The sequence below is a fragment of the Mesorhizobium amorphae CCNWGS0123 genome (genome assembly GCF_001686985.1).
Classification (GTDB): Bacteria; Pseudomonadota; Alphaproteobacteria; order Rhizobiales; family Rhizobiaceae; genus Mesorhizobium; species Mesorhizobium amorphae.
This window is the reverse complement of the sequence record NZ_CP015318.1, coordinates 3,395,145-3,415,882: the sequence shown is the minus strand read 5'-3', so window position 1 is coordinate 3,415,882 and position 20,738 is coordinate 3,395,145. Positions and strand designations below refer to the sequence as shown.

Below are 20,738 nucleotides of genomic sequence, written 5' to 3'. Positions count from 1 at the left end.
GATCGAATTAGAAGATTTAGTTGAGGGTGGACATGATGTCGATAATTGATCTTAATAACAAGCTGTTTAACGCCCGCTTCTTAGTCAATGGATCGGACATAAGGCAATATCCGCTGATATTGGGTGACGCAAAACCTGAAAAATCTCTTGAGGAATACATCAAAAATAAAGGCGGCGAAAAACTGCATCCTTTCGTGTCTATGATGACCAAGAGCAGCGTTCTGTCGATTCAAGAAGAGCAGATCGTGATAACGATTTCTGATGACCCTGTGGATGGTGTCATGCGCCTTTCGCCAGCCTTCCGGGCGGGGCCGAGCGCAGGTCGAGGTCGAGGCAGGGGCAGAGGGCGCGGACGAGGACGGGGACGCGGCAGGGGGCAAACGGCTTTCGAAACTGGCGAGGAGGCTTTGCCGGCGTGGCACGACAAGCGTGCCTTGCACAGGATCGGACTAAGCGTCGCCAACAAATATTTCGGCGCGATCTGGGAGGACATTCTTATCGATCCCCCGCCCGGACCTTCAGAGAGCCTCAGGGAGACAGAAGCGCTTATCGATCTGCAGAAGAGGAGGGAAGGTGACCCGCTGCGGCGCGAGGAGATCGTCCGCCAGGCATCGTTCGGGATTTTGGACTACACGGCACCGCTCGGAATAGACACTCTCGCGGGCTTCGAGGGGACATGCGCATTGATTGTTGCGATCCTTGAACTCACGGAGGAGATCGGGCTCAACTACAAAGATCGATTCAATCGGCCACGGCCCAACATTATTGAGCCGAGGCTGCGGCCGGCGCTTCCGGTTCCTTCGCACGCTTCCTACCCGTCCAACCATTCATTTCAGTCATTTGCGGTGGCGAACGTTCTGCAACGGATGTTGCCCGAGCACGCCGGCGTAACCGCGCTTTATGAGCGCGCCCGCCGGGTGGCCGAGAACAGGGAATGGGCCGGGCTGCACTACGCCAGCGACACCGATGCCGGCGAGGAACTGGCTGCGCGCATTTCTCCGTACTTGGTGGACGCGATGGATGAAACGATCCGACGCGCCCAGAGCGAATGGTAGGTGGCTGCCATGACGGACGACATCAAGAAGGGCGAAGGCCATCTTTGTTATGACTGGTATCACTACCTGTGGCACCTGATCGCAATCGGCGCCTTACGTGATCGTCCGCGCATCCCTGAAGCGCGGTTGCCGCACGAGGCCGCATACCTGCTGGAGGCCGACGCCTGGGATTTGTTGGGTACTGACAAGCCCGGCTACGGCGAGGTCATTGCCCAGATCGATACGGGGGTGAACTCAAGCCATCCCAATCTCGAGCCTCGTATCCGTGATGCGGTCAGCTTCGCCGCTCACCCTTTCGGGTTGAGCTACGTCACACCCAAGCAGCAACTGCCCGTCTTGCGAGGGCCGGAAAAAAAGCAGAGCAAGAGCTTTGTGGGCGACGACACCTGGGCATGGGCGGCAGGCCTGATCAAATCGAGAAACAATGCGCAGGAAGTCGAGGTTCAGAAATCGTTGCTTCGAGCACTGAAAGATGGGCGCGGCGTAATTCAGGAGACTGCTGAGACCTCGCGTATGCGCTACTCAGCGCACGGGACCGCCTGCGCTGGGCTGATGGTCGGCGCCCCTGCGGCCTCGCCCGCGAAGTTGAGGCAATTTAGCAACGGTGAAGGCGCAATACCTTATTGGGGGGTCGCCCCAGGCGCTGAACTCCTGCCGATCGAGATTTCAGCACGGCCCGACGCAGCGCAGCTCATTCTGGCGTTCCTCTATGCCCGCGACCAGAAGGTTTCAGTCATACACTTTCCCCGGGAAGTACCCGATCCATGGCGAGCGCACCGTTCCTATTCTGGATATGGCGACAGCAGATATACTTCGGTCGAACAGGCAAAGCCAATTTGGGATTATTTCGAGAAGGTTTTCGAGGCGATCAGCGAGGAAATCCCCATCATCTGCGCAGCCGGCAACAATGGCTACGACCATCTGATCTACCCGGCGAGCAAGGCGGGCGAAAGCAACGGCGTGGTTGCGGTGGCGGCCGCCACCTATCTGGCGAGACGTTCAGCATATTCCAACTACAGCGGCGATCCGACCGACAATTCCGTCACCATTTCCGCGCCGTCCGACGACCAGGAGGTGTGTACGCGCTGCCAAATACGGCTGGACAGGGAGTCGCCGCGTTCACGTGACCACAATTTCGAGATCTACGAGAAGCTCCCCCAGGTTGAATACGCGCCGCAGGGCGTGCTCACCACCGACATCCCGGGCCACCACGGCTATTCCGGCGGACAGTTGGAAGGGATCCAGCCACCGCACGTCGAAAGCAGAGACCGCGCCGGGCTCTACACGGTATTTGGCGGGACATCTGCAGCCTCGGCCATCGTCGCGGGAGCAGCCGCTTTGTTGCAGTCGAAACATCGCTCCACCGGTAGGCCGCTCAACGGCTTAGAGGTCAAGGCGAAGATGACCCAGTCGGGCGCAAAGGAGGTTTCATGGGCTTGGCTTGAAAAAGCTGACGTTCCGATTCTACCGGACAGCCCTAATTGCGAGAGAAGGGTCCCATCGTTCGATCAGCAGTTTGGAGCGGGGCTGCTTGACCTCCGTAAGTTGCTGAGCTGAGGATCCCGCCGAATTTGACTAAAAAGGTCGGCTGCAAGCCGCTAAAGCCGGGACCGAATGGATTTCTGACGTAATTCTGACGTGCCCGCCCCGGCGGGCTTACGATCCGCCTACGCCGTCCAGTCATATTCGAGCGACGATTGAAACCGCTCGGGGACCGGACTCCAATGCATCAGATCACTGCCTATACGAATTCACAGACTGACTGCGTGCTCCCGTCATTCGGCATGGGTGAAACGAAATTCCAGCGCGCCATCGCCACGATCATGTTTACCGACGTGGAGGACTCGACCGGCTTGGCGAGCGCGCTTGGCCTGGTCGAAACCACGCGGTTCATGATCGAGCACTTCACGTTGACCCGCCAGGTCGTGGTGGCCCAAGGGGGGATCGTCCAAAACTTTACAGGCGACGGCGTGCTAGCTCTCTGGCTGGGGAGCGAAATGACGCCCAGCGAAACGGCGCTAAAGGCGCTGGCCGCCGTCGCGGAACTGGTACCGGAAATCTCGCTCGGCAACGCTTGGAAGCGCTCAATGGGCTCCCTGTCGCGCCGCATCAGGATCGGCTTACACTCCGGCGAGGTGATGTTCGTCAACGATCGCCAGTGGGATTTCTCTTTTCTGGTCGGCTCGGAGGTAAATTTCGCCCGCCACGTCGAGCAGGCTGGCAAGAGGGAGAATGGCACAGGCGTCGACGCGCTGGTGATGGTCAGCGGTGCGACCCTCCACCTTGCTGGCCTGGCGACTGCATCGATCGACCCCTACAAGCTTGTGCGGCTAACCCCCGCCGAACTGGCTCATCGCCAGTCGGTCGACTGGCGTCGGCCGTGTTCGCGAAGCAGAACTATGGCGCGTGCAAATGTCGGCCTTTGAGGCGTTAGCTGACGCTGAACCTACTTCGGCCAAATGGCGGCTCCTGGCGCAACCACGACCCTCAGCGAGGTTCTTGTATGTCGGCTTTCAGGAAGTGGCAATGCTGATCTCATGTCCGACATGCGGCGCGAAGCAGTCATTCGGGTTGGCCACTGCCCAGTCACCCTTGGCCACCGCCTCGATGCCGCCGGCAGCAGGCCGTCGGCGCAGATGATTTTGACGTCCTTGCCGTCTCCCAGCGCGCCCTCCCCCTCAGCGCCCGCCTGCCTCTCTCATGATGATCTCGCGGTGCGGATAGGGGATGCTTATGCCGTTTGCCTTGAGTCCCATAGCGCCAGCAGCACCTTGCGGCGCACGTTGGTCAGGCCTTGCTGGGGATCGCGGATCCAGAAGCGCAGGACGACGTTCAGCGAGGAGTCGCTGAGCGGCGTGGCACTACATCGGCTGAGCACCAGAACCTTGACGGCGCAGGCATGCCAGTTTCTTGTCCCGACAGGCTCGGCCGACAAAACGAGGTGCCACCGTGGAAAAGATCATCCTGGACTGCGACCCTGGGCATGATGATGCGATCGCCATTCTGCTCGCGGCCGGCAATCCGAAGATCGATCTTCTCGGCATCACCACGGTTTCGGGCAACCACAATGTCGAGAACACCACGCGCAATGCGCTCTCCGTCTGCACCGCCTATGGCATCAAGGTGCCGGTGGCGAAGGGCTCTCCAGGTCCTTTAATCATCGATCAGGTGCTGGCCGTCGAGATCCACGGCGATACCGGGCTCGACGGCCCCGTGCTGCCGCCGGCGTCGTTCGAGCTCGACAAGCGGCATGCCGTCGACTTCATCATCGACACGGTCATGGCGCACGAGCCGAAGACGATCACACTGGTGCCGGTCGGTCCCTACACCAACATCGCTTTGGCCGTCCGCAAGGAGCCGCGCATCGTCAGCCAAGTGAAGCGGGTCGTGGCGATGGGTGGGAGCTTTACGCGCGGCAACATCACGCCCGCGGCGGAGTTCAACATCTATGCCGACCCGGAGGCGGCCGACGTGGTGTTCCGCGCCGCTTGGGACGTCACCATGGTGGGGCTCGACCTCACCCACCAGGCGCAGGCCACCCCGGACCTGCAGGACAGGGTGCGCGCCGTCGGCGGCCCGATCGCCAGGTTCATCCTCGACATCTGGGCGTTCATAGCGACCACGCATGGCGGCCTGCTGCAGATCGCGTATCCCGCCGTCCATGACGCATGCTGCGTCGCGGCCATGATCGACGGAAGCGTCTTCATCACCGAGAAGGCCGATATCCGCGTCGAAATTGCGGGCCGCTGGACCAAGGGCATGACGGTCTGCAATTTCGAGAAGATGGGCGGCATGCGCCATTTCGGCGGCACGGCGAGCGAGCAGACCGACTTCCGCCACACCGTGGCGATGAAGCTCGACCATGCGAAGTTTTGCGATCTGGTTGTGGATGCGCTGGAAAGGCTGACGAAGGCCAAGGGGTGACCCCCTCTTCCGAACGATCTGACCGCGGAACCGGCCTATGGTTTTCCAAAAGACGCATGCGCCACGTCCAGAACCACGTATCGCCATCGGCGCCTGCCGCCGTGGGTATGGACGAATCCAATCATGCGCAATAAGGATGGGGATATGGTCTGCTCTGGCGCTTTCGTCGCCAAGGCAGGCGACGAAAACGTTTGTTCAACGACGCCGCGCCGGGCGCCTTTCGATGTGACGCCGCCCTGCAAAAGTGTCGACACCGGGGGACCTGGTCATGACCGACAACAAGCCGACCACTGACGTTACCAAGGATTGGCAAGCAACGCAGGGCCAGAAGTCCGGCGCCACGCGCCTGCGCCTGTTCGCCGCGCTCTCGTGGGTCGTTGCCATTGGCGGCGAGATCGCCGGGGTTGTTTTGCTCTACCGGCACAAGTTCGACCAGGGAAACCTGCCGCTGCTGATCGGCATTCTGGTCGGGATCGCGATTTTCGCCATCGCCGGCAGCTTGCTCTGGAAGGCGGCCAACAGGAAGGATCCGGCCCGCGAATCCGAGACATTCCGGTTCTTCGTCCAGAACCAGCTCGGCGCGATCATCACGCTGATTGCCTTCCTGCCGCTGGTTCTCCTGATCCTCAACGACAAGAACATGGATCCGAAGAGCAAGAAAATTGCCGGCGGCGTCGGCGCTGTGCTCGCCGTGCTGGCGACGCTGATCGGGGTCAGCTACCAACCCCCATCGGTCGAGCAGTACACCCAGGACATGAACACGTGCGCGGAGCAGATCAAGGCGGGGCAGCCGACCACAGCCTGTTCGCCCGAGGTCGCCGCCCAGGCGCAGGCGATCGCCACCGACTCCGCCGCGGTGGCGGCGGCGACGAAGGACCCGGCACACCCCGCCGGTCAGGATGTCGTGTACTGGATCGCGCCGGAAAACGGAGCCGCGAAGTCCGAGACGGAGCATGTTTTCCACCTCTGCGCGGCCGTCAGTCCGCTGAAGGACAAGACCGTGAACAGCGGTACCGTGACGGAAGCCTACGCACAGAACGCCATCCGCATCACGAAGCAGATCGAGATGGAACAGAAGCAGTGCGGGTTCACGACGGCGGCGGCACCCGCGGCAGCGGCACCCGCACCCGCGCCAATGGCACCCGCGCCGGCGCCGGCGCAATAAATCCGAGGGCGTTCTGGCAGGCCCGGCTGGGCGCCTGCAGCATGGCGGCAAAGGCGGTCTGGGCTTTGCCCGCTCACCGCACCGGCAGAGGAACCCGGCCTATAGCTTTCGGAAAAAGCCGGACAGAATGTTCGGCCCCGCCTCGCCCGGCCGCAGCCGGATTCCGTCCTCGAAGCTGTTCAGCGTCACGCGCTCAAAGCCGTAATGCGCGAGCAGCGCCACCAGCGATTGACGGTCGAAATGGTGCAAATGCTCGTTGGGCAGACGCATGCGCCACGTCCGGAACCACGCGTCGCCATCGGCGCCGAGCTCGCGCCAGCGGCAATAGGGAACGGCGATGGCCAAATGGCGGGCCTGAAGGCGGGCGAGGAAACTCAAGTCAGGAATGTGCTCGAGCACATCGAACATGGCCACGAGATCCCACGAGCCGGCAAGCGCCTCCTCCCAATCGACAAAGCGGACGCCCTCGGGCAGCGGAAAGCGGGTGATGTCGCAACCGGCGCAGTCGGCAACTCCGGTAATTTTGGCGGCTTCGACGAATGTGCCGGTGCCATAGCCAATCTCCAGCACGGATCGCGGTATCTCGCCGGTGATCCCCAGCACCCAGCCAAGCCGCTGGTAGCCGAGCTTGATGGTCCGGTCGCTCAGATCCTCGTAATAGGAAATGTACTGCTTGTCGTATGTGATCGGCGTGGCGTCGATCTGGTGGATCACGCCAAACCGGTCCACTTCGTAGTTGTCTAGCATTGGCGTGCGCCCCCAGGATTGCGAAATCCTTACAGGGCGGAGCTAAACGCAACGTAAGCGGCTGGCGGCGGCGCGCCGCAGTCCGTATCTCGCCGACTCGCCCCTGCGACTTTGGTGTTTCGTCTCGAGATCTGTGGCTACGAAAATATCTTGTAAGAAGTTGTGTTTGCTCTACCCGGTGATGGGCAGCTGACCTGTGTACACGCACGGCAACCGCGTCTCGAGACGCATCAACTGCAAACACAGAAGCCGAACGAAGAGGGGGTCTGGTGTTTTAGTTTGAATCAAACCAATTCTGCGCTAAGCTCTATTTGAGGGTCTGAAATGCATATTGTTCATCTGGAAATCGCCAATTTTCGCAAATTACTTTCGGTAAGGATAGACTTTGCCGACAACACCACGCTTTTTGTCGGTGCAAACAACAGTGGTAAGACATCGGCCATGCTGGCGCTCCGGCGCTTCCTCACCAAACGCGGCAGGACTTTCGAAAAGTATGACCTGACACTTTGCCACTGGGCCGGCATCAACGCCCTTGGACAGGCCTGGATCGACGCCGAGGGAACCGCGCCTCCGGTCCTCGAACTGGACGCCTGGGTACCGTTCCTGCCTGCCCTCGATATCTGGTTCAACGTTGCCCCCAACGAACTGCACTTCGTGAGCAAGCTGGTGCCCAAGCTCGATTGGGCCGGCGGCAAACTCGGCGTGCGATTGCGGCTCGAGCCCAAGGATATTCAAGCGCTCCATAAGGAATTCATGGATGCGTTCGCGAACACCCAGAAGATAAAGGCCGCGATGCCAACCGCAAGCGCCGTGTCAGACGCGGCTCCCGCGCCTGCTCCGAAGCTAACTCTGTGGCCCTCGTCGCTGATGGATTTCTTGGAACGACGCCTCAACGCACATTTCGAAGTACGAGCCTGCACGCTTGATCCTGATAAACTTGCCGAACCAAAGGACGCGACGGCTCACCCGCAGCAGCTTATTGCCGGTGTCCTGCCACTTGATGGCGACCCCCTAGCCGGACTCATCCGAGTCAACGAGATCAGCGCCCAGCGTGGGTTCGGCGATGCCCACCGCGGCGAAGACGACGACGCAGGAGCGTCGTCGCCCGGCGGCCTCAAGCTTTCCGATCAGGTTCGTGAATACTACAAGCGGCACCTCGATCCGTCGGAGCATCCTGATCCGACCGATATCGGGGCGCTACAAGCGATCGAAGAAGCCCAGGACGCCTTCGACCTTAAGCTCACCGAGAGCTTCAAGGAAGCTTTCACCGAGGTCGAGACGATGGGTTATCCGGGGGTCACCGATCCCAAGCCGCACGTCTCCACCCGACTGAAACCTGTCGACGGTCTAAACCACCAGGCGGCTATTTCTTTTCAGGTGGACGTTGTGAAGGGGGATGGTGGGATCGTGCCGGTACTCCGGCTACCGGAGGGAAACAACGGCCTTGGCTACCAGAACCTCATCTCGATGATCTTCCGGCTGATGAGCTTCCGGGCGGCCTGGATGCGGGTGGGCAAAGCCGCCAAAGCGCCTGATGCGGGCCAGTTGGAGCCCCTGCACCTCGTTCTCGTCGAAGAGCCCGAGGCACACCTACACGCCCAGGTGCAGCAGGTCTTCATCAAGAAGGCCTACGAAGTGCTGCGGGCTCATGAAGACCTCGGAGAGAACCCAGCGCTGCGCACGCAACTCGTCGTCAGTACGCACTCGAGCCATGTTGCCCATGAGACATCCTATAGCTGCCTCCGATATTTCCGCCGCCTTCCAGCCGGCATAAACAAAGTGCAGATCCCGACCTCGGTGGTCATTAACCTGACTAATGCGTTCGGCGAGGAGAGCGAAACAAAGCGCTTCGTCACGCGCTACCTCAGGGCGCAGCACGCCGATGTGTTCTTTGCCGATGCTGTGATTCTTGTCGAAGGCTCCGCCGAGAGAATGTTCCTGCCCAACTTCATCGCGCGGGACTATGCTCGGGTGAACCAGGGCTATGTCAGCATGCTCGAGGTGGGCGGCAGCCACGCGCACCGGTTGAAGCCGCTGATCGATCTTCTCGGCATCACCACCCTCATCATCACCGACCTCGACGCTCAGTCGGGAGAAGCCGTGCAGCCAAAGGTCGGAGAAAACCAAGTCACCAACAACGATACGCTCAAGTCGTGGTGGCCACAGAAGACTAAGATCGACGAGCTTCTTGAGCCTGGTATCGACAAAGTCCTCAAGCAGACCGCCCTGCATGAAGTGCGCGTGGCCTACCAATGCCTATCGAGGTCGTCTGGCCCGAAGGCACTTCAGCCCAGATCGCGATGCCCTACACGTTCGAGGACGCGCTTGCGTTCACCAACATGAAGTTCTTCTCCGAGCTCGAGGGGATCGGCCTTGTCGCCAAGTTCAGGGAGGCCATATCCGGTTCGGCAAATGTGGGCGAGACCGGAGCGAAGTTCTTCCAAGCGCTTCGCAAGGGCGTAAAGGCCGAGTTCGCACTTAACGTCCTGGGGGCAGAGGGCTTCGAAAAGCTTGCTGTGCCTGCATACATCGCCGACGGACTGGCCTGGCTGAACGAGCAGCTCAAGAAAAAGCAAATTGAGGTGCTGTCTACGAACCTAGTGAGCGACAAATGATTGCTGATCAGCTCGACGACGGTCAGCGAGACAAGAAGGCGGATGAGCTTATTCAAGGATGCCTGAACCTCGACACGCCGCAAAGCTTCTTCCTTTACGCCGGCGCAGGTTCGGGCAAGACGCGGTCGCTCGTCGATGCGATCAACCATGTCCTGTCGACCCCTACCGGCAGGCGCCTCGCCTTGGCGAGACAAAAGGTTGGCGTGATTACCTATACGAACGCTGCCTGCGACGAGATAGCCAGCCGTCTCAAGTATGACGCGCGGGTGGACGTCTCGACCATCCACGCCTTCGCGTGGTCCATGATCAGCGGGTACAACGACGACATCAGGGTATGGGTCAAGGCCAACCTGGAGACTTGGATTGCTGAGCTGGAAGAAGAGATCGCTGGCACAAAAAATCAAACCACGAAGACTTACCAGGACCGGGTCCGCTCGCTCGCGAGCAAGCGCCGAAGGCTGGCTGCCATGCCGGGAGTGAAGAAGTTTATCTACAGCCCTACCGGCGACAACCGGACGCGCGACGCGCTCAATCACGCCGAGGTCATCTCGATCACCTCGGAGTTCCTGACGAACAAGCCGGTCCTCCAGTTGCTGCTCACCTCGAGGTATCCGTTTCTCTTGGTCGATGAGAGCCAAGACACCAATCGGCACCTCATGGACGCCCTGCTGACGGTGCAGGCCGCACATACCGGACGTTCGCACTTGGCCTGCTTGGTGACACCATGCAGCGCATCTATGCGGACGGTAAGGTCGATCTGGGCAAGAACCTTAAGGGCTGGGCATTTCCGCAGAAGGTAATGAACCATCGCTGCCCACACCGCGTCATCAGGCTCATCAATCGAATTCGCGCCGATGCGGATGGTCTCGTCCAGGAAGGGCGGCGCGACAAGCCCGAAGGGTTTGTCCGGCTGTTCGCTCTTTCCGTATCCGTTCCGGACAAGATGGCGGCGGAGCGGCTCATCGCCCGGAAGATGTCGGAGGTGACTGGCGACCCGGCCTGGGCCTCTACGGGCCGTGACTTCAAGACGCTCACACTCGAGCATCGCATGGCGGCCGTCCGCTTCGGCTTTGCCCGGATGTTCGAGCCGATCTATTCCGAGGACAGGCTGCAGACGTCGCTGCTCGAGGGAACGTCGGCGCCCCTTCGCTTCTTCAGCAAGGAGGTCCTGCCGCTCGTCAAGGCGCTTCGGGGCGAAGACGACTTCACCGTGGCCGCGGTGGTGCGGAAGTTTTCGCCACTGCTCGATCCCGTCGCGCTCAAGGCAATCCCGGAAAAGCAGATGGAGCAGTTGGCGCGCGCCAGCGAGGCGGCCCGTAGCCTGAAGTCCATCGTTGACAGCGCCCAGAACCCAACGTTCCGCGACGTACTCCAAGACGTCGCTCGAACCGGTCTGTTCACCGTACCGGATGCTTTGCTTCCGTTTGCGCAGCCCGACGATCCCGACGTCGTGGATCAAGAGCCGACCGATGGTGCGCCGTCCGATACCTTCGATACGTCCGAGACAACAGCGTGGCGGACCATGCTGGCCACGCCGTTCGACCAGATAGAGGCTTACGACCAGTACGTGAGCGGGCGATCGCCATTTGGCACGCACCAGGGGGTCAAGGGGCTGGAGTTTCCCCGGGTTATGGTCGTCATCAGTGACGATGAAGCACGGGGGTTCCTGTTCAAGTACGACAAGCTTTTCGGCGTCGAGCCCAAAAGCGCCACCGACCTGAAGCGTGAAGCAAGCGGCGAGGAAACGAGTATCGATCGGACCCGACGGCTCTTCTACGTCACCTGCAGCCGCGCCGAGGAGAGCCTTGCCATCGTGTGCTACACCTCCAACCCGCAGGGGCTGGTGAGCACCGTTGTTTCCCGCGGATGGTTCGATGGCACCGAAGCGTCCGTAATTGCACTGTAGATTGTTGTTTGGTCGCCAGCCGCCATGCAATCGTACCTACGAAGAACGTCGGTCTCGCTTTCCGAGCAGGGATGATCTGTTTAGCAACCTACCCCCTCCAGCCCTTGACGAAAATCAGCCCGCCTGTTTGAGACACGGGGCAAATGGGGCATTTGCTCCGTGGGGGAAGCGGTGGGCAAATAGTGAAGCGCGTTTTTCGATTGCTTGCCGCTGTCATCGTGGCGTCCGGCGTGACCGGTTGTACAAGCGTTTCCTATTACGCGCAGTCGCTGGAGGGCCATGTGCAGATCATGGCCGCGCGGAAAGATGTCGGAAAACTCGTCCATGATCCTTCGACGCCAAAGGCATTGCGCGCCAAGTTGACGTCGGCGAGCGCCATACGTCGCTTTGCCACAGATGAACTGGCACTGCCCGACAACAACAGCTACCGCAGCTATGTCGACGTCGGTCGGGACGCTGTGACCTTTGCCGTTTTTGCCGCGCCGCAATTTTCGCTCACGCCACGAACATGGTGCTTCCCGGTTTTTGGCTGCGTTCCGTACCGGGGTTACTTTTCCCGGAAATCCGCGACTGAAAGCGCTGTCGAACTTCATAGGCAGGGGCTGGACGTTTACGTCACAGGCATCACCGCATATTCCACACTGGGCTGGTCCAGTGACCCGCTGCTAAGCACCATGCTCCGTCAGGACGACACGTATCTGGCAAGCCTCATCTTTCATGAACTGGCGCATCAGAAAATCTATGTGAGTGACGACTCCGCATTCAACGAGGCTTTCGCGGTTGCCGTCGAAACCACCGGCGTCAGGAAATGGCTCCGCGCCACCGGCAATCGCGCCGGCTTGCGCAGCTACGAAATCGATCGCAAGCGCAAGGCGGATTTTCTCGGATTGATATCGAAAACCCGGGATGAGTTGAGGCAGGTCTATGGAAGTCCCCGTGCCGCGGAACAGATGGCCGCTGCCAAGGCAGCCACGATCGACAGGCTGCGGACGCGCTACCGGCAGATGCGCGACAAGCGCTGGGCCGGATACCGGGGCTACGACGCCTGGTTCGATGCCCCGATCAACAACGCAAAGCTCGCCGCGACTGCCGTCTACGGCGAACAGGTCCCGGCGTTTCTTCGCCTGTTCGACTTGTGCTCTGGCGACTATCCCAGGTTCTATGCGTCTGTTCGACGGATCGCGAATTTGCCCGAACCATCGCGCGCCCAGGCGTTGAAGACCGCGGCTACGTGTCATTGACTTTGACGAGCAAGGCAGCCGGCCGCGCGAGCCCGTGACGGGCGCGGCTCTACTATTCCGAAAAGCTCACGCTCACGCCGCGCTGGCGAAAATAGGCCTGCATCAACTTGCGGCCCGCGCGGTTGTTCTGCACCAATTTGGCCGGATCGAACACCGCCTGTTTTAGCCCTTCTCGTGCCAGCGCCGCCTTGAGCGTCGCGATATGTGCGTCGATGTCGGCATTGTCGGCCCGGAGCGAGGCATAGATGCTTTCGGTCGCCTCGGCCACGGTCAATTCGCTCATAGGTGTCGTCCTTTGGTTGGTTGGGCGGCGGCTTAGCACAGATTCGTGGCTCCGCCGATACCGGTGAGACCGTCAGTGCACAGCGTCGAAGCTGCCATTCTTCGGCAGGGCCAGCCTTCCCCCAAAAACAAACAAGGCCCCTCCGAGGGGCCTTGCGCACGAGGTTGTCGCTGGACGACCAGAACGTTGTTGATACGGTGCCATGCCTACCGGAAATCGGCGGCAGTCAAGGTGTAGGAACTGCGGCGGTCGCGGGAATAGGCTTTACCGGCAACCTTGTGGATGGATGATCGCAAGGTGTCGAAGGCTGACAGGTATTTTGTTTCCGACGCCGCTGTCCCGGCCAGGGCGCTGTCGGATTTTGCCAGTGCCTCGATCTCGACGAAGAAGCGCACTTCGAACATGCCGTCATGGCCAGTGAAGCGGACGGCGTTGCGGGTTTCGTCAAAGCTGCGGCTGGGGTTGGGAAAGGAGAGCGTCATGACTGGCCCGCTGCTGTCTCGTGCGGGACAATTGGCGGCGCGGCAACCCGCACCCTGCGGCGCTCGGCATTGCGCTGGTTGAGGGACAACATGCTGCGTGTCGCATCCGACCGGTTGAGTCCGGTCATCGCAACGCCGTCCTCATGCGCCGGAATACCGGTGAAGACGTGATAGACGGTCCAGGAACGATCCGCTTCGACGCGGCGGCCATATTGGCGATTCGTGAAGTCGCGTCCCGGCGCGCCACCCTCGTTTTCCCAAATCCGAAGCGCAGCGGCATTGCGCTGCCGATCGGTTTCGGTGTTGCGGGCATTCATGATGCTGGCCTTTCCTCATTGACCGCTTGCGCGGCGAAAGCGCCCGAATAGAGTTCCGCGCCATTCGCGTCGGCGATCGTCATGGCGTCCGGCCGCTGCGGCATGTTCAGGGTCCTGGCCAGAAGCCTGGCGATTTCGATCGCATCGTCGAGGTCGACCGCTTCCACGGTCTCGCGGCCGATCAGGGCATGCGCATCGTCCGCTTCCCTTGTGCGATAGAATTCGATCAGGATCTTCATCGTCCGTCTCGCCGCGTCAGTTCTTGCCCTTGCCGCGCGGGGCACTGATGTTGGCGGCAAGCCTGGTCTGGGTGCCGAACACGCTTTCAGCTTTGGGCAGGACCTTTTCCTGCTTCGGCTTCCTGATCTCCCGGCTCGAGCGTTTTTGTCCCTTTGACATGGTCGAACGTCCTTTCGATGAGCGTTATGGTGTCACCGGGCGACGTGTCGACCGGTTCGAGACTGTCCTGCGTTGCCACCCGTTCATGAAGTTCGCCGTCGCTGCGGATGCGGTATTGCAGCGAGTCTCCTCTCGGCGGCAGCGTGGCTGTGATGCGGTAGATTTCCGCGGTCTTTGGAAATGTGCCGAAGCCGCCCTTCAGCCGGACAGCCTGTCCGACGGCAAAGAGATGCGTTGCGGCTTCGCGGCGGACCGGGCGTGCGTTGCGTTGCATCAGGGTGGTCGTTCTCATCATTGTCTCTGGTCCTGCTCCAGTGCGGCTTCAAGCGATGCCGGTTCGATCGGCACCATCTGCCGCGTGGCTCCGCCGGCGGAGATCGCCGGCAGGTGAATGAAAGTGGCGACGCGGCGCCATGCGATCAGCGAAGCCCCTTCGAGGGCTTCCTCGTCATGATCGACGCGATACTCTCCGGGTGGTTGCGGCGCATCAAAGCCAGGCAGCGAAAACGCCGACCTGAAGCGAACGACTGATGGTGTGGTGCGGCTGGTCATGAATTGCGGCTTTCCGCGGAAACGCGCGCCAGCGCCTTTCCGTATCATTCCCACTCGAACCGCCGGGACGATGCCCGACGCTGCCAGTACATCCGTGGTCAGCGTCGGTTTCATTCCAGGGTCCGAACGGAACGAAATGTGCGCCGGACCGGCGCATGCACTCGTTTTCGAGAATTCGGTGGTGAATGGCGGGGCTCTGACACAAAGCCAACTCGACCAAATCAACGAGCTTTACATATGCGCCTCAATTGAGTTGCAAACAAGGTCGCGGCGGCCTTTTATTTCTCCTTTGAAATAACAAATCAGCGTCCGCGAAAATCACGGCGGCAGAAAGTTTTCCTCCAATGCGAATGATTTTCTGCGCGTCTCGAATTATTTCATTCGATTTCTTGGATATTCGCGAGAATTAATTCTGGCACTCCTATCTATCGAGTGCCAACGCGCCTATATCAGGGGTAGCGGCCGCCTATGCCGGCCCCAGAAAGAAGTTTCCCATGAAATTCCGGCCACTCCACGACCGCGTCGTCATTCGCCGCGCCGAAGGCGACACCAAATCCAAGGGCGGCATCATCATTCCCGACACGGCACAAGAAAAGCCGCAGGAAGGCGAAGTGATCGCCGTCGGCTCTGGCGCGCGCGACGAAAGCGGCGCGCTGATCGTGCCCGATGTGAAAGCCGGCGACTTCATCCTGTTCGGCAAATGGTCGGGAACCGAGGTCAAGATCGACGGCGAGGACCTTCTGATCATGAAGGAGGCCGACATCATGGGCGTCATCGACAAGAGCGGGATGGACGTCGAGAAAACCGCGGCTTCCAAGAAAGCCGCCTGACCGGGCTGGCTTCACGGCAAACCGCCCACTCCAATTTTCGAACGGGATGAACAATCATGTCTGCCAAGGAAATCAAATTCTCCACCGATGCCCGCGACCGCATGCTGCGCGGCGTCGAGCTCCTCAACAACGCCGTCAAAGTGACGCTCGGCCCCAAGGGCCGCAACGTCATCATCGACAAGGCCTATGGCGCGCCGCGCATCACCAAGGACGGCGTGACGGTGGCCAAGGAAATCGAGCTCACCGACAAGTTCGAGAACATGGGCGCGCAGATGGTGCGCGAAGTGGCCTCGAAGACCAACGACCTTGCCGGTGACGGCACCACTACCGCTACGGTGCTGGCCGCCTCGATCCTGCGCGAAGGCGCCAAGCTGGTCGCCGCCGGCATGAACCCGATGGACCTCAAGCGCGGCATCGACCAGGCCGTTGCCGCCGTGGTCAAGGAAGTCAAGGCACGGTCCAAGAAGGTCAAGTCCTCGGCCGAGATCGCGCAGGTCGGCACCATCGCCGCCAATGGCGACGCCACCGTCGGCGCGATGATCGCCAAGGCGATGGACAAGGTCGGCAATGACGGCGTCATCACCGTCGAGGAAGCCAAGACCGCCGACACCGAACTCGACGTCGTCGAGGGCATGCAGTTCGACCGCGGCTATCTCTCGCCCTATTTCGTCACCAATGCCGACAAGATGCGCGCCGAACTGGAGGACCCTTATGTCCTCATCCACGAAAAGAAACTCGGCAATCTGCAGGCGCTGCTGCCGATCCTCGAAGCCGTCGTGCAAAGCGGCAGGCCGCTGCTGATCATCTCGGAGGACGTCGAGGGCGAAGCGCTGGCGACGCTGGTCGTCAACAAGCTGCGCGGTGGCCTCAAGGTCGCGGCCGTCAAGGCGCCGGGCTTCGGCGATCGCCGCAAGGCGATGCTGGAAGACATCGCCGTGCTAACCGCCGGCCAGATGATTTCCGAGGATCTCGGCATCAAGCTCGAAAACGTCACCATCGAAATGCTCGGCCGCGCCAAGCGCGTGCTGATCGAGAAGGACACCACCACGATCATCGACGGCGCCGGCACCAAGGCGACCATCCAGGCGCGCATCGCCCAGATCAGGGGCCAGATCGAGGAAACCACCTCCGACTACGACAAGGAAAAGCTGCAGGAGCGGCTGGCGAAGCTCGCCGGCGGCGTTGCCGTTATCCGCGTCGGCGGCGCCACCGAATCGGAAGTCAAGGAAAAGAAGGACCGCATCGACGATGCGCTGAACGCCACGCGCGCGGCTGTCGAGGAAGGCATCGTTCCGGGCGGCGGCGTGGCGCTGCTGCGCGCCAGGTCGGCGCTCAAAGGCCTGACCGGCGCCAATGACGATGTGACGGCCGGTATCTCGATCGTGCTCAGGGCGCTCGAGGCGCCGATCCGCCAGATCGCCGAGAATTCCGGCGTCGAGGGTTCGATCGTCGTCGGCAAGCTCTCCGACAGCAAGGATCACAATCAGGGTTTTGACGCCCAGAACGAGGTCTACGTCGACATGATCAAGGCCGGCATCGTCGACCCGGCAAAGGTGGTGCGCACGGCACTGCAGGATGCCGGCTCGATCGCCGCGCTCCTGATCACCGCCGAAGCCATGATCACCGACATTCCGGCCAAGGACGCCGCGCCTTCACCCGGCGGCGGCATGGGCGGAATGGGATACTGAGAACCTGGCGCCAGGAGAAACCCGTGCGTGAACCGACACTGCTGCCGGTATTCGGCAGGCTTGGGGTCAAGCCGCCGGTCGCCGTTGCGGCGACGCCGGCCAGATCCAGGAGCATGAAGACCGTGGTTGCCAGCATGCGGGAGCAGCTCTCTTCACACGGGGGCCTGGCCTTGAAGCTGGGCGTGGTGCTGTGGACAGTCGTTGTCCTGGCGGCAGTGTTTTTCATTGTGCGGGCCTGAACCGGTCGGTGGCGGCGAAAACGAAAAGGACGCGGACTATGGCAAACCGCTACGCGATTCGCATGGACCATCCGGACAGCTGGACCGTTTTCGACGTCTTCACCGGCCAGCCCGCCGAAACCGATCACAAGGTCATGGTCGGCATCAATGCCGGCGAAGCGGACGAGATAGTCGGCCGGCTGAACGATCAAGACTTCAAGCGGCGGGAAGAGGCCGGCCGCTGACTTGTGCTGATGCACCAACGGACAAATCTGCCGGAATGATTCGCTAACCGGCGGTTGGGGGCGTACAGTCCCGTCGTCGCCGGCCAGAACAAAGGGCACCGGCGCTTGAGAGCGTCCACCGTACTCCCGCCCCCTAAATGGGAGCTGCATCATGGACAATGATCATTCGGCCGATGCGATCTCGACTTTTGACTGCAATATCCTGCGCGATGCCTTCAGAACGTCGGTCATCGAAAATCGGATCCCCGAGGATCAGTGGCAGGGATACGCCGCGCTTTTGATCCGTGACTATACCGGCAACTCCGATTGTGAATCGGCGCTGCTGGCCTGGGTCGTGCGAAAGTAACTTTGTCGCCGTGCATAAGGTGCCGGGGCGGACAGCCGCTCCGCGCCTGCTTTCATTTTTTGCCAGAAAGGACAACAAGCATGAGATTCATGAAAACCCCGGATGCCCCGATTGTAACGGTCGAGCCGATCGTCGAGGCCACCAAAGTCCTGTCGAAGCGGCTGACGATCAGAAGCGACGAAGCCGCAAGACGAAAGATCGCCGACACCGACGGCACGGTGCGGCGGGCGCGTCAAACTGCGGAAAGCAACCGTTTGATTTGATGCGCCGACGTCCCCGCCGGCAGTAGCCCGTCGGCCCCGACGATCCTGACGTCCCTGCCGCCCCTTCCGTGAACACCCACACCCTCAGCGCCCGTCCGCCGGCTTCATGATGATCTCACGATGCGGATAGGGAATGCTTATGTCGTTTGCCTTGAATGTGTCCCATAGCGCCAGCAGCACCTTGCCGCGCACGTTGGTCAGGCCTTGCTGGGGGTCGCGGATCCAGAAGCGCAGGACGAAGTTCAGCGAGGAGTCGCCGAAGTCGGTCAGCCAGCAGACCGGCCTCCGGTCGGCGTCGACCCGGCCGACGGTAATCGCGGCCTCTATCGCCAGTTCGCTGACCTTGTGCGGATCGGCATCGTAGGAGACGCCGAAGTTCACGTCGAGGCGCACGAGGTTGTCGCTGAACGACCAGTTGATGACCCTCTGGGTGATGAAGTCCTCGTTGGGGATCAGGAATTCGCGGCCGTCGCGCGTCACCACCGAGACAAAGCGCGCCCGCAATTCGCGGATCCAGCCGAAGGTGCCTTCGAGCGAAATGGTGTCGCCCGGCTTGATCGACTTGTCGAGCAGGATGATCACGCCGGAGACGAAATTCGAGACGACCTTCTGCAGCCCGAAAGCGAGACCGACACCGACAGCACCGGAAAACACCGTCAGCGCCGTCAGGTCGAGACCGACGGCGGAGAGTGCGACGGCGCCGGCCACCAAAACGAGGCCGATCTTGGCGACCTTGCCGACGAGGACGCGGATCGACGGCGTCAGCTCCTCGGAGACGCGGACGCGCTCATCGATGTAATTGCCGGTGACCACCGCAAGCCCGACGGTGGCGATCAGGAGCAGCGCCGCCTTCAGCACCATCAGCGCCGAAAGGCGAACCGCGCCCAGAGGGATTGCGACGCTGTCGAGGAAAGCGGCTGCCTCGTCGCCGACGCCCAGTATGACGAGGGCCGCGTAGATCCATGCCAGCCAACCGAGCATGCGCGCGACGAGGCGGTTGCGGATGATGCGCGACAGCACGGTCGCGAACAGCCACGCCAGCGACAGCAGCAGTGCGACGAGCAGAAGATGGGTGCGGCTCGGCCAGGTGATGGCGCGCAACAGGTTGAGCGCGGCAAACAGCAGGATCGTGAACAGGATCCAGTCGGTGCGCCGCAGCAGCGCGATGACGACCCTCAGCAGTCCGGGATGGCCCTTGATCTGGCGTGCCTGGTTCTCGACCAGCGGCTCGACCCGCAGCGCCGCAAGCTTCGCCACCAGAAACAGCGAGACGATGATGGCGGTCTGATAGACGAACCACGGCGTGGCGGCATAGTCGAACCATCCGCCGGCCCAGGCCAGCGATCTATCGATGGCGTCGCGAAAATCCATTGCCACACGACCACTTGGCTACGAATTGCACGTCCACAATGTCGTCGGCCTTGTGATTGGTCAAGTTGACCTTCCGGGCGGGTTTGCGGGCGGTGACGGAGGAACAACCGCAACAAGGTCCCGCGGGAAAAATGACCGCCATGGCGATCAGCGTGGTTTCGATTTTGCGCACTGCGCAATTTCGATCAAACTGGCCGCGCCAGGAAACGGCAGCATGATCCCGGCCAATGCGAGGAGAAAATGAACCCGACCGAAAAGGCGCTGTGGTTCGTCGAGAGCCATCTGCCGGAAGCGGTGTCGCTCGACGATGTCGCGCAAAGCAGTGGCGTGTCGCGCTTCCATGTGACGCGCGCCTTCGGCGCCGCGACCGGCCGTTCGGTGATGGGCTATATGCGCGCGCGCCGGCTGAGCGAAGCGGCGCGCAAGCTCGCCGCCGGCGCGCCCGACATCCTCTCGGTCGCGCTCGACGCCGGCTACAACTCGCATGAGGCTTTCACCCGCGCCTTCCGCGACCAGTTCGCCACCACGCCGGAACTGGTGCGCGCGCAAGGCAGCCTCGACAACCTCGATCTCGTGGAGCCGATCCTGATGAACCAGTCCCTGCTTGCCAGCCTCGAGCCGCCGCGCTTCGAGACCAGCCGGCCCTTCCTCATCGCCGGCCTCGGCGAACGCTACAGCTGCGAGAGCAGCGCCGCGATCCCGATGCTGTGGCAGCGTTTCGGTCCCTATATCGGCAACATTCCGGGCGAGATCGGCGACGTCGCCTATGGCGTCTGCATCAACGGCGACGATGCCGGCAATTTCGACTACATCGCCGGCGTCGAGGTCTCCGATTTCTCCGACCTGCCGAAGGAATTCTTTCGCGTGCGCGTGCCGGCGCAGAAATATGCCGTGTTCTCGCATCGCGAGCACATTTCGACCATCCGTCGCACGGTCAACACGATCTGGAACAAGTGGCTGCCGGCCTCCGGCCACGAGATCGCGGACGCGCCGGAGTTCGAGCGCTACGGCCCCGAATTCGATCCGCGCAGCGGCAATGGCGGGCTGGAGATCTGGATCCCGGTGAAGGGGTGAGGAGCGTCGGCCGTAGG

General features: G+C 61.3%; 25 protein-coding genes and 1 pseudogene. 17 read left to right on the top strand and 9 right to left on the bottom strand.

Annotated elements, in window-relative coordinates; all coding sequences use genetic code 11:
• The first annotated feature begins 32 nt into the window (after positions 1-32).
• The 3 genes from A6B35_RS16070 to A6B35_RS16060 all read left to right on the top strand — a co-directional run bounded on the left by A6B35_RS16070 (position 33) and on the right by A6B35_RS16060 (position 3,481).
• On the top strand, positions 33-1,055 hold the full coding sequence (locus A6B35_RS16070) for a phosphatase PAP2 family protein (protein ID WP_006203084.1): 1,023 nt from the start codon (positions 33-35) through the stop codon (positions 1,053-1,055).
• Between the two features lie 9 nt (positions 1,056-1,064).
• Positions 1,065-2,612: a S8 family serine peptidase gene (locus tag A6B35_RS16065; RefSeq protein ID WP_065518214.1), complete on the top strand. Its 1,548-nt coding sequence runs from the start codon at positions 1,065-1,067 to the stop codon at positions 2,610-2,612.
• A gap of 140 nt (positions 2,613-2,752) precedes the next feature.
• The gene (locus A6B35_RS16060) at positions 2,753-3,481 is read left to right on the top strand and encodes an adenylate/guanylate cyclase domain-containing protein (RefSeq protein WP_139032219.1); all 729 of its coding nucleotides are present in this window, start codon (positions 2,753-2,755) and stop codon (positions 3,479-3,481) included.
• A gap of 252 nt (positions 3,482-3,733) precedes the next feature.
• Here A6B35_RS16060 and A6B35_RS35600 read toward each other — a convergent pair.
• Positions 3,734-3,903 (bottom strand): annotated as a pseudogene (locus A6B35_RS35600) (mechanosensitive ion channel family protein); the annotation flags it as partial.
• A gap of 101 nt (positions 3,904-4,004) precedes the next feature.
• Here A6B35_RS35600 and A6B35_RS16050 point away from each other — a divergent pair.
• Together A6B35_RS16050 and A6B35_RS16045 are read left to right on the top strand one after the other, a co-directional pair.
• Complete coding sequence (locus A6B35_RS16050; protein WP_006203080.1) at positions 4,005-4,979, top strand: nucleoside hydrolase; 975 nt, start codon at positions 4,005-4,007, stop codon at positions 4,977-4,979.
• Between the two features lie 268 nt (positions 4,980-5,247).
• Positions 5,248-6,144 carry an SLC5/6 family protein gene (locus A6B35_RS16045; RefSeq protein ID WP_006203079.1) on the top strand — a complete coding sequence of 299 codons (897 nt, stop codon included), beginning with the start codon at positions 5,248-5,250 and terminating at the stop codon, positions 6,142-6,144.
• A gap of 99 nt (positions 6,145-6,243) precedes the next feature.
• Here the strand turns inward: A6B35_RS16045 and A6B35_RS16040 are convergent, their stop codons facing one another.
• On the bottom strand, positions 6,244-6,891 hold the full coding sequence (locus tag A6B35_RS16040) for a class I SAM-dependent methyltransferase (RefSeq protein WP_006203078.1): 648 nt from the start codon (positions 6,889-6,891) through the stop codon (positions 6,244-6,246).
• A gap of 324 nt (positions 6,892-7,215) precedes the next feature.
• On the opposite strand from A6B35_RS16040, the gene A6B35_RS16035 reads away from it, so the two are divergent.
• The 5 genes from A6B35_RS16035 (at position 7,216) to A6B35_RS16025 (ending at position 12,653) form a co-directional block, all read left to right on the top strand.
• Complete coding sequence (locus A6B35_RS16035) at positions 7,216-9,234, top strand: AAA family ATPase (RefSeq protein WP_244425954.1); 2,019 nt, start codon at positions 7,216-7,218, stop codon at positions 9,232-9,234.
• Complete coding sequence (locus tag A6B35_RS36630; protein ID WP_244425953.1) at positions 9,192-9,506, top strand: hypothetical protein; 315 nt, start codon at positions 9,192-9,194, stop codon at positions 9,504-9,506. The genes A6B35_RS16035 and A6B35_RS36630 overlap by 43 nt, the downstream gene beginning before the upstream one ends.
• On the top strand, positions 9,503-10,306 hold the full coding sequence (locus A6B35_RS36625) for a UvrD-helicase domain-containing protein (RefSeq protein ID WP_244425952.1): 804 nt from the start codon (positions 9,503-9,505) through the stop codon (positions 10,304-10,306). The genes A6B35_RS36630 and A6B35_RS36625 overlap by 4 nt, the downstream gene beginning before the upstream one ends.
• The gene (locus tag A6B35_RS36620; protein WP_244425951.1) at positions 10,231-11,412 is read left to right on the top strand and encodes a P-loop NTPase family protein; all 1,182 of its coding nucleotides are present in this window, start codon (positions 10,231-10,233) and stop codon (positions 11,410-11,412) included. The genes A6B35_RS36625 and A6B35_RS36620 overlap by 76 nt, the downstream gene beginning before the upstream one ends.
• A 182-nt stretch (positions 11,413-11,594) precedes the next feature.
• Positions 11,595-12,653: an aminopeptidase gene (locus tag A6B35_RS16025; protein ID WP_050900743.1), complete on the top strand. Its 1,059-nt coding sequence runs from the start codon at positions 11,595-11,597 to the stop codon at positions 12,651-12,653.
• A gap of 52 nt (positions 12,654-12,705) precedes the next feature.
• Here A6B35_RS16025 and A6B35_RS16020 read toward each other — a convergent pair whose 3' ends face one another.
• From A6B35_RS16020 to A6B35_RS15995, 6 genes are all read right to left on the bottom strand, one after another.
• Entirely contained in the window at positions 12,706-12,936 is a 231-nt protein-coding gene (locus A6B35_RS16020; protein WP_006203074.1) for a hypothetical protein, read from the bottom strand.
• 206 nt (positions 12,937-13,142) lie between these two features.
• Entirely contained in the window at positions 13,143-13,418 is a 276-nt protein-coding gene (locus A6B35_RS16015) for a DUF1488 family protein (RefSeq protein ID WP_006203073.1), read from the bottom strand.
• The gene (locus A6B35_RS16010) at positions 13,415-13,735 is read right to left on the bottom strand and encodes a hypothetical protein (RefSeq protein WP_006203072.1); all 321 of its coding nucleotides are present in this window, start codon (positions 13,733-13,735) and stop codon (positions 13,415-13,417) included. The genes A6B35_RS16015 and A6B35_RS16010 overlap by 4 nt, the downstream gene beginning before the upstream one ends.
• Complete coding sequence (locus A6B35_RS16005) at positions 13,732-13,974, bottom strand: hypothetical protein (RefSeq protein WP_006203071.1); 243 nt, start codon at positions 13,972-13,974, stop codon at positions 13,732-13,734. The genes A6B35_RS16010 and A6B35_RS16005 overlap by 4 nt, the downstream gene beginning before the upstream one ends.
• 86 nt (positions 13,975-14,060) lie before the next feature.
• On the bottom strand, positions 14,061-14,426 hold the full coding sequence (locus A6B35_RS16000; RefSeq protein ID WP_040583016.1) for a hypothetical protein: 366 nt from the start codon (positions 14,424-14,426) through the stop codon (positions 14,061-14,063).
• Positions 14,426-14,686 carry a hypothetical protein gene (locus tag A6B35_RS15995; protein ID WP_040583015.1) on the bottom strand — a complete coding sequence of 87 codons (261 nt, stop codon included), beginning with the start codon at positions 14,684-14,686 and terminating at the stop codon, positions 14,426-14,428. Before A6B35_RS15995 ends, A6B35_RS16000 begins: the two co-directional genes overlap by 1 nt.
• Before the next feature lie 494 nt (positions 14,687-15,180).
• Between A6B35_RS15995 and A6B35_RS15990 the strand changes: the two genes are divergently transcribed.
• The 6 genes from A6B35_RS15990 to A6B35_RS15965 all read left to right on the top strand — a co-directional run bounded on the left by A6B35_RS15990 (position 15,181) and on the right by A6B35_RS15965 (position 18,276).
• Positions 15,181-15,516, top strand: a complete 336-nt coding sequence (locus A6B35_RS15990; protein WP_006203067.1) for a co-chaperone GroES — start codon at positions 15,181-15,183, stop codon at positions 15,514-15,516.
• A 56-nt stretch (positions 15,517-15,572) separates the two neighbouring features.
• On the top strand, positions 15,573-17,204 hold the full coding sequence (gene groL / locus A6B35_RS15985; RefSeq protein ID WP_006203065.1) for a chaperonin GroEL: 1,632 nt from the start codon (positions 15,573-15,575) through the stop codon (positions 17,202-17,204).
• Between the two features lie 23 nt (positions 17,205-17,227).
• Positions 17,228-17,443, top strand: a complete 216-nt coding sequence (locus tag A6B35_RS15980) for a hypothetical protein (RefSeq protein ID WP_006203064.1) — start codon at positions 17,228-17,230, stop codon at positions 17,441-17,443.
• 38 nt (positions 17,444-17,481) lie between these two features.
• Positions 17,482-17,667, top strand: a complete 186-nt coding sequence (locus A6B35_RS15975) for a hypothetical protein (protein ID WP_006203062.1) — start codon at positions 17,482-17,484, stop codon at positions 17,665-17,667.
• Between the two features lie 151 nt (positions 17,668-17,818).
• Positions 17,819-18,013: a hypothetical protein gene (locus A6B35_RS15970; protein WP_006203061.1), complete on the top strand. Its 195-nt coding sequence runs from the start codon at positions 17,819-17,821 to the stop codon at positions 18,011-18,013.
• Positions 18,014-18,102: 89 nt separating this feature from the next.
• The gene (locus tag A6B35_RS15965) at positions 18,103-18,276 is read left to right on the top strand and encodes a hypothetical protein (RefSeq protein WP_244425950.1); all 174 of its coding nucleotides are present in this window, start codon (positions 18,103-18,105) and stop codon (positions 18,274-18,276) included.
• Positions 18,277-18,360: 84 nt separating this feature from the next.
• Here A6B35_RS15965 and A6B35_RS15960 read toward each other — a convergent pair whose 3' ends face one another.
• A complete protein-coding gene (locus tag A6B35_RS15960; protein WP_006203059.1) occupies positions 18,361-19,647 on the bottom strand; it encodes a mechanosensitive ion channel family protein in 1,287 nt (428 codons plus the stop codon).
• A gap of 240 nt (positions 19,648-19,887) precedes the next feature.
• Here A6B35_RS15960 and A6B35_RS15955 point away from each other — a divergent pair, with 240 nt between their 5' ends.
• Complete coding sequence (locus A6B35_RS15955) at positions 19,888-20,721, top strand: AraC family transcriptional regulator (protein ID WP_006203057.1); 834 nt, start codon at positions 19,888-19,890, stop codon at positions 20,719-20,721.
• Positions 20,722-20,738: the final 17 nt, after the last annotated feature.